Genomic DNA, 5750 nt, shown 5'->3' on the forward strand with positions numbered 1-5750 from the left:
GAATGGCTGCGGGCCGATGGCGACGCGGCGCGCGGCGCGGGGGCGTGCGAGAAGCCCTGGGCCCTGCGCGACTACTTTGTCTACCGCAGCCGGCAAGGCGACCTGCTGTGGATTTACAGCGAGCGCCTGGTCGCCACGCCGCAGTCGGCCCAGCAGCGCGCCTGGTACCTGCATGGCTTCTTTGCCTGAGCCGGCACTGTCGAACTCATGTCCAGCTACCCGCTTCCCGACTACGCCGAGCTGCATGCGCTGAGCAACTTCAGCTTCCAGCGCGGCGCCTCGCATGCCGAGGAGCTGGTAGCGCGCGCCTCAGGGCTGGGCTACCGGGCGCTGGCCATCACCGACGAATGTTCGGTGGCCGGTGTGGTGCGGGCGCATGAAGTTGCCAAGGAGCTGGGACTCCAGCTCTTGCCGGGCGCCGAGTTCCTGGTGCAGGCCGGCCATCCTTTCCGCCTGGTCGTGCTGCCGCACAACGCGGCGGGCTGGGGCAATCTGTGCGAATTCATCACCGCGGCCAGGCAGGCCGGCGACGCGATCGACAAAGGCAGCTACCGCGTCGCCCTGGGCGAGAGCGATTTTGCGCTGCTGGCCGATTGCGAGATCCTGCTGGCGCCCCTGTCGGGTGCTATCGATACAGAAGCGCTTGGCGAACACGCCGCCTGGGCTGCAGGCCTTTTTGGCATAAATTCCTGGCTGGCCGTCGAGCTGCTGCAGGGCCTGGACGACGCGCTGCGCCTGCAGCAACTGCAGGGTGTGGCGGAGCGTACCGGCATTCGCCTGGTGGCGGCCGGCGCTGTGCTCATGCATGTGCGTTCGCGCAAGCCGCTGCACGATGTGATGACCGCCATCCAGCAGGGAAAAACCGTGCATGAATGCGGCTTTGCGCTGCAGGCCAATGCCGAGGCGCACCTGCGCCCGCGCATGCGCCTTGGCAGCATTTACCCGGCCGGGCTGCTGCGCGCCACACTCGAGGTGGCGGCGCGTTGCAGCTTCAATCTGGACGAGATCCGCGCCCTGTACCGCTACCCGCAGGAAGACATGGTGCCCGCGGCGGAAACGCCGGCACAGTGCCTGCGGCGCCTGACGGCAGAGGGCGCGAAAAAGCGGTATCCCGATGGGATGGACAAGAAACACCAGGTGCAGGTCGAGAAAGAGCTGGCCCTGATTGAAGAGCTCGGCTACGAGATGTATTTCATCACGGTGCATGACATCGTGCGGTTTGCCCGGCAGCAGGGCATCCTCTGCCAGGGGCGCGGCTCCGCGGCCAATTCGCTGGTCTGTTATTGCCTGGAAGTCACGGCCGTCAGCCCCGAGGAAAGCAGTCTGCTGTTCGAGCGCTTCATCAGCCGCGAGCGCCGGGAGCCGCCCGACATCGACGTGGACTTCGAACACCAGCGGCGCGAGGAAGTCATCCAGTACATCTATAACAAGTATGGCCACGACCGTGCGGCCATTGCCGCCACCGTCATCAGCTACCGGCCGCGCAGCGCGATACGCGATGCCGGCAAGGCGCTGGGGATCGCGCCCGAACTGGTCGAACGTTTCGCGCGGGAGCATTTCTGGTTTGATGGAAGCGATGCGCTGAAGCAGAAAATCGAGGAGGCAGGCCTCCAGAGCGAGGCCGGCGCCATCACCCAGTGGCTGGGCCTGGCCGTGCAGCTAATTGGCTTTCCGCGCCACCTGAGCCAGCATGTCGGCGGCTTTGTGCTGACGCAGGGCAAGCTGACGCGGCTGGTGCCGGTGCAGCCGGCCTCCATGGAAGACCGCCGCATCATCCAGTGGGAAAAGAACGACCTGGAAGCCATGGGCCTGCTCAAGGTGGACGTGCTGGCGCTGGGCATGCTGTCGGCCATCAAGCGTTGCCTGGACATGGTGAACCGCACACGCGGCAGTGCCCTTGAAATGCACACCATTGCGCCGGACGACAAACCGACCTACGACATGATCTGTGCGGCCGACACCGTGGGCGTGTTCCAGATCGAAAGCCGCGCGCAGATGTCCATGCTGCCGCGCCTGCAGCCGCGCTGCTATTACGACCTCGTGGTGGAAGTGGCCATCGTGCGGCCCGGGCCTATCCAGGGCGGCATGGTGCATCCCTACCTGAAGAACCGGGAGCGCCTCAGGAACGGCGAAAAGATCAAGCCTGAATACCCCGAATTGAACCCTGCGTTGGAACGCACGCTGGGCATACCGATCTTTCAGGAGCAGGTGATGCAGATCGCCATGATTGCCGCGGACTTCACGCCGGGGGAGGCCGACGACCTGCGCCGCTCCATGGCGGCCTGGAAGCGCAAGGGCGGGGTCGAGCGTTTCCATGGCCGGCTGGTCAACGCCATGGTGAAAAACAGGTACAGCGCCGAGTTTTCAGAGCGCATCTTCAAGCAGATCCTGGGCTTTGGCGATTACGGCTTTCCCGAAAGCCACGCCGCCAGTTTCGCCAAGCTGGTGTATGTGAGCAGCTGGCTCAAGTGCCATGAGCCGGCCTGTTTCCTGGCGGCCATGATCAACTCGCAGCCCATGGGTTTTTACACGCCTTCGCAACTGGTGCAGGACGCGCGCAAGCACGGCGTGGAGGTGAGAGCAGTCGATGTGATGCACAGTCAGTGGGATTGCACACTGGAGACGGCAGGCCCGGCGACCCGGCTGCCGCAATATCCGGGCGTTCATGCAGACCAGCCCGCCGTCCGCCTGGGTTTACGCCTGGTAGGAGGCTTGCCCGAAGCCGCGGCACTGCGCATCGAGGAGGCCCGCACAGAAGCGCCTTTCAGATCCACCGAAGACCTGGTCTCGCGCGCCCGGCTGGGCACGCTGGAGATCAACGCGCTGGCGGCCGCCGACGCCTTGCTGCCGCTGGCCGGTCACCGGCGCCAGCAGGTGTGGGAAGCGTCGGCCATCAAGCCGGCACCCGAATTGCTGAAGGCGGTGCCGACGCACGAGACCGCCTTGCAATTGCCCGAAACGCCTGAAGGCGAAAACATCCTGTTCGATTACCGGGCCACCGGCCTGACGTTGCGGCGCCATCCCGTGGCCCTGCTGCGGCCGCGGCTGGCCAGGCGCGGGCTGCTCAGTGCCGGTGAACTGAACGCCTTGCCCAACGGGCGAGAGGTTGCGGCTTGCGGCATCGTCACGGTGCGCCAGCAGCCGCAAACCGCCAAGGGCACCATTTTCATCACGCTGGAAGACGAGACCGGCCCGGTCAATGTGATCGTGTGGAAGTCGCTGCGCGAAACCCAGCGCAGCGAGGTGGTGCATGCGCGGCTGCTGGCGGTGTACGGTGTGTGGCAGCGCAGCGAGGAAAGCGGCACGTGTGAAGGTTACGGCGCCGTGCGCAACCTGGTGGCGCACCGGCTGGAAGACCTGACGCCGCTGCTCGGGCGGCTGGGAACCTCCAGCCGCGATTTCCATTAAAAACTCTACATGCCCGACGGGAAAGTCTCGGGCGCCTCGCCGGTGTGCCATACCGGGCCCTTGTCCAGCGGTTCCAGCGCATGGGTTTCGTCGATGTGGATCAGGGCATCGAACTGCGCACTCAGGTGGGTGTGGAAGTAGTGGCTCTGGCGTTCGGTGTCGGGCCGGTAGATCACGCCAATGGCGCGCTGCAACCGCTGCGTTTCCGCCAGTACGCCGAGTTCGGTGTTGTCGCGCAGGTCCAGCCAGAACCGGCTGTCTCCGGCGTGGTGCAGCAGATCCTCCCAGCTGCCGGGCAGGCCGGCACGCACGCGTTTGTGCTGCGGCGGCTCGTCCCAGTTCGAGGCCGCTGTGACCCAGCCGTGGTGGGTGCTGAAGCCCACCAGCACCACGTCCCCGTCATGGCGGTCGCGCATGAGCTGGCCCAGGTTCCATTCGCCCCGGTCGCCCATTTCGGTGGCTGCGGCATCGCCCAGGTGCGAGTTATGGGCCCACACCGCCATGCGCGGCGGTGTGCCGCCAGCGCCCAGGTGGCGGTCCAGCGCCTGCAGTGTTTCTTCCATGTGGCTGTCGCGCAGGTTCCAGGACGAGACCCGCCCGTGGAACATGGTGCGGTAGTACTCTTCGGCGTTGCGCACCAGGCGTGCATTCTGCTGCGCGTAAAACATTTCGTCGCGCTCCAGCCCGGGGGTGGACGGCATGTGCCCGAAGCGCAGGTTCATGCTGCGCAGTTGCTGCACCACCTCGTCTTCGCAGCTGGGCGCAAGGCCGAAACTGGCGGCATAACCGTAGGCCTGGCTGTCTTCTGCCGCATGGTCAAAACAGGCATAACGCTCGCGGGCCCGTTCCGCCGCAGCGGGGTCGGTGCGGTCCAGGTAGGCCAGCACCTCCTGGATGGAAGTGAACAGGCTGTAGAGGTCCATGCCGTAAAAACCCACCTGCTGCGCGGGCGCCCGGCCGCTGTTGTGTTCGCGCAGCCACTCCACAAAATCGCGCACCACCGTGTTGCGCCACATCCAGGCTGGAAAACGTTCGAACCCTGACAGGGCGTCCGCGGCGTTGCGGTCATCGGACAGGCCGCGCACATAGCGGTTGACGCGCCAGGCGTCAGGCCAGTCGGCTTCCACCGCCACAGCGGTGAAGCCTTTTTCGGTGATCAGGCGCTTGGTAATGTTCACGCGCTCCTGGTAGAACTCGCGCGTGCCGTGGGAAGCCTCGCCGAGCAGGGCAAACCGCGCTGGGCCGATCAATTCCAGCAACCCGTCGTAATCGTGTGGATTGCCGGTCAGCGGCTGCAGGTGTTTCTGCAGACTCTGTAGCAATCCTGCATCGGTCTGGGAATGTGCGTGCTGTGGGGTCATGGGGAGTCCTCGTGAGGATGCAGGTGGACGGAGCGGGCATGGAGACGGCGCGAATCTTCCAGCAGCGTGTGCACCTCGTCATCCCCGGTCTGCGGAAACTCGCGGTACCACAGGCCAACCGCGCGAAACGGCTCGGGCGCGGCCGGGCAGACCACTTCATCGGCCACGTCCTGCAGTTCCCGGCAACTCTCTGCAGCGCCCACGGGCACCGCGACCACGAGCCGGGCCGGCTGCTGCTGCCGGATGGCCAGCAGCGCGGCGCGCATGGTCGCACCGGTGGCCAGCCCGTCGTCGACCACGATCACCGTGCGGCCGCGCACATCGATGGCCGGGCGCTGGCCGCGGTACAGCTGTTCACGCCGTACCAGTTCGGCCTGCTCGCGCGCCACCACCTCTGCCAAGGCGTCGGGCGACACGGTCATGCCGGGCAGGGGGTTCATCACACGCACGCCGCCACTGGCAATCGCGCCTATGGCGTATTCCTCGTGGCCCGGAAACCCCAGCTTGCGCACCACAAAAATGTCCAGCGGCGCCTCCAGCGCCATGGCCACCTCAAAACCGACGGGCACACCGCCACGCGGCAGGGCCAGGACCAGCAGGTTGGGCCGTCCACGGTAGTGGGCCAGTGCACCAGCCAGCGCGCGGCCGGCCTGGCGCCGGTTCTCATAGGGAAGGCGTATGTCTGTCATGCTGGACTCCCGGGGTTCTGGTGGCTGCCAGGTGCGTGTTGAACCAGATGGCCGCCAGGTCGGCGACCTGCTCCAGGGTGCCGCGTTCCTCGAACAGGTGGGTGGCGCCCGGCACAATCGCGAGCCGCTTTTCGCACTGCAAATGGGCGTAGGCCTGTTCGTTGAGCGTGATGACCTCCTCGTCGGCGCCGCCCACGATCAGCAGTGTGGGCGCGGTCACAGCCGCCAGTGCCACCGGACCGGCGAGGTCGGGGCGGCCGCCGCGCGAGACCACGGCGGCAATACGTTTGCC

The 5750-nt window shown here is 66.1% G+C and carries 3 protein-coding genes and 2 pseudogenes; 2 read left to right on the top strand and 3 right to left on the bottom strand.

All coding sequences use genetic code 11. The features are described 5' to 3' along the window. Window positions 1-189, top strand: a pseudogene (locus WA904_RS17370) (DNA polymerase Y family protein); the annotation flags it as partial. Between the two features lie 18 nt (window positions 190-207). Beyond that, window positions 208-3408 carry an error-prone DNA polymerase gene (locus WA904_RS17375; RefSeq protein WP_425198383.1) on the top strand — a complete coding sequence of 1067 codons (3201 nt, stop codon included), beginning with the start codon at window positions 208-210 and terminating at the stop codon, window positions 3406-3408. A gap of 5 nt (window positions 3409-3413) precedes the next feature. On the opposite strand, the gene WA904_RS17380 is transcribed toward WA904_RS17375, so the two are convergent. The 3 genes and pseudogenes from WA904_RS17380 to WA904_RS17390 all read right to left on the bottom strand — a co-directional run. After that, window positions 3414-4769 (bottom strand): erythromycin esterase family protein, encoded by a 1356-nt coding sequence (locus WA904_RS17380; protein ID WP_425198384.1) that lies wholly within the window; start codon window positions 4767-4769, stop codon window positions 3414-3416. Further along, window positions 4766-5458, bottom strand: a complete 693-nt coding sequence (locus WA904_RS17385; protein WP_425198385.1) for a phosphoribosyltransferase — start codon at window positions 5456-5458, stop codon at window positions 4766-4768. Before WA904_RS17385 ends, WA904_RS17380 begins: the two co-directional genes overlap by 4 nt. After that, a pseudogene (locus WA904_RS17390) lies at window positions 5433-5750 on the bottom strand (alpha/beta hydrolase); the annotation flags it as partial. The pseudogene WA904_RS17390 and the gene WA904_RS17385, both read right to left, overlap by 26 nt.

It is taken from the genome of Polaromonas sp. (assembly GCF_049790275.1).
Classification (GTDB): Bacteria; Pseudomonadota; Gammaproteobacteria; order Burkholderiales; family Burkholderiaceae_C; genus Polaromonas.

Excerpts from the sequence above, each read along its gene's own strand:
- WA904_RS17385 (WP_425198385.1), bottom strand. The coding sequence starts at position 5,458 with ATGACAGACATACGCCTTCCCTATGAGAACCGGCGCCAGGCCGGCCGC.
- WA904_RS17380 (WP_425198384.1), bottom strand. The coding sequence starts at position 4,769 with ATGACCCCACAGCACGCACATTCCCAGACCGATGCAGGATTGCTACAG.
- WA904_RS17375 (WP_425198383.1), top strand. The coding sequence starts at position 208 with ATGTCCAGCTACCCGCTTCCCGACTACGCCGAGCTGCATGCGCTGAGC.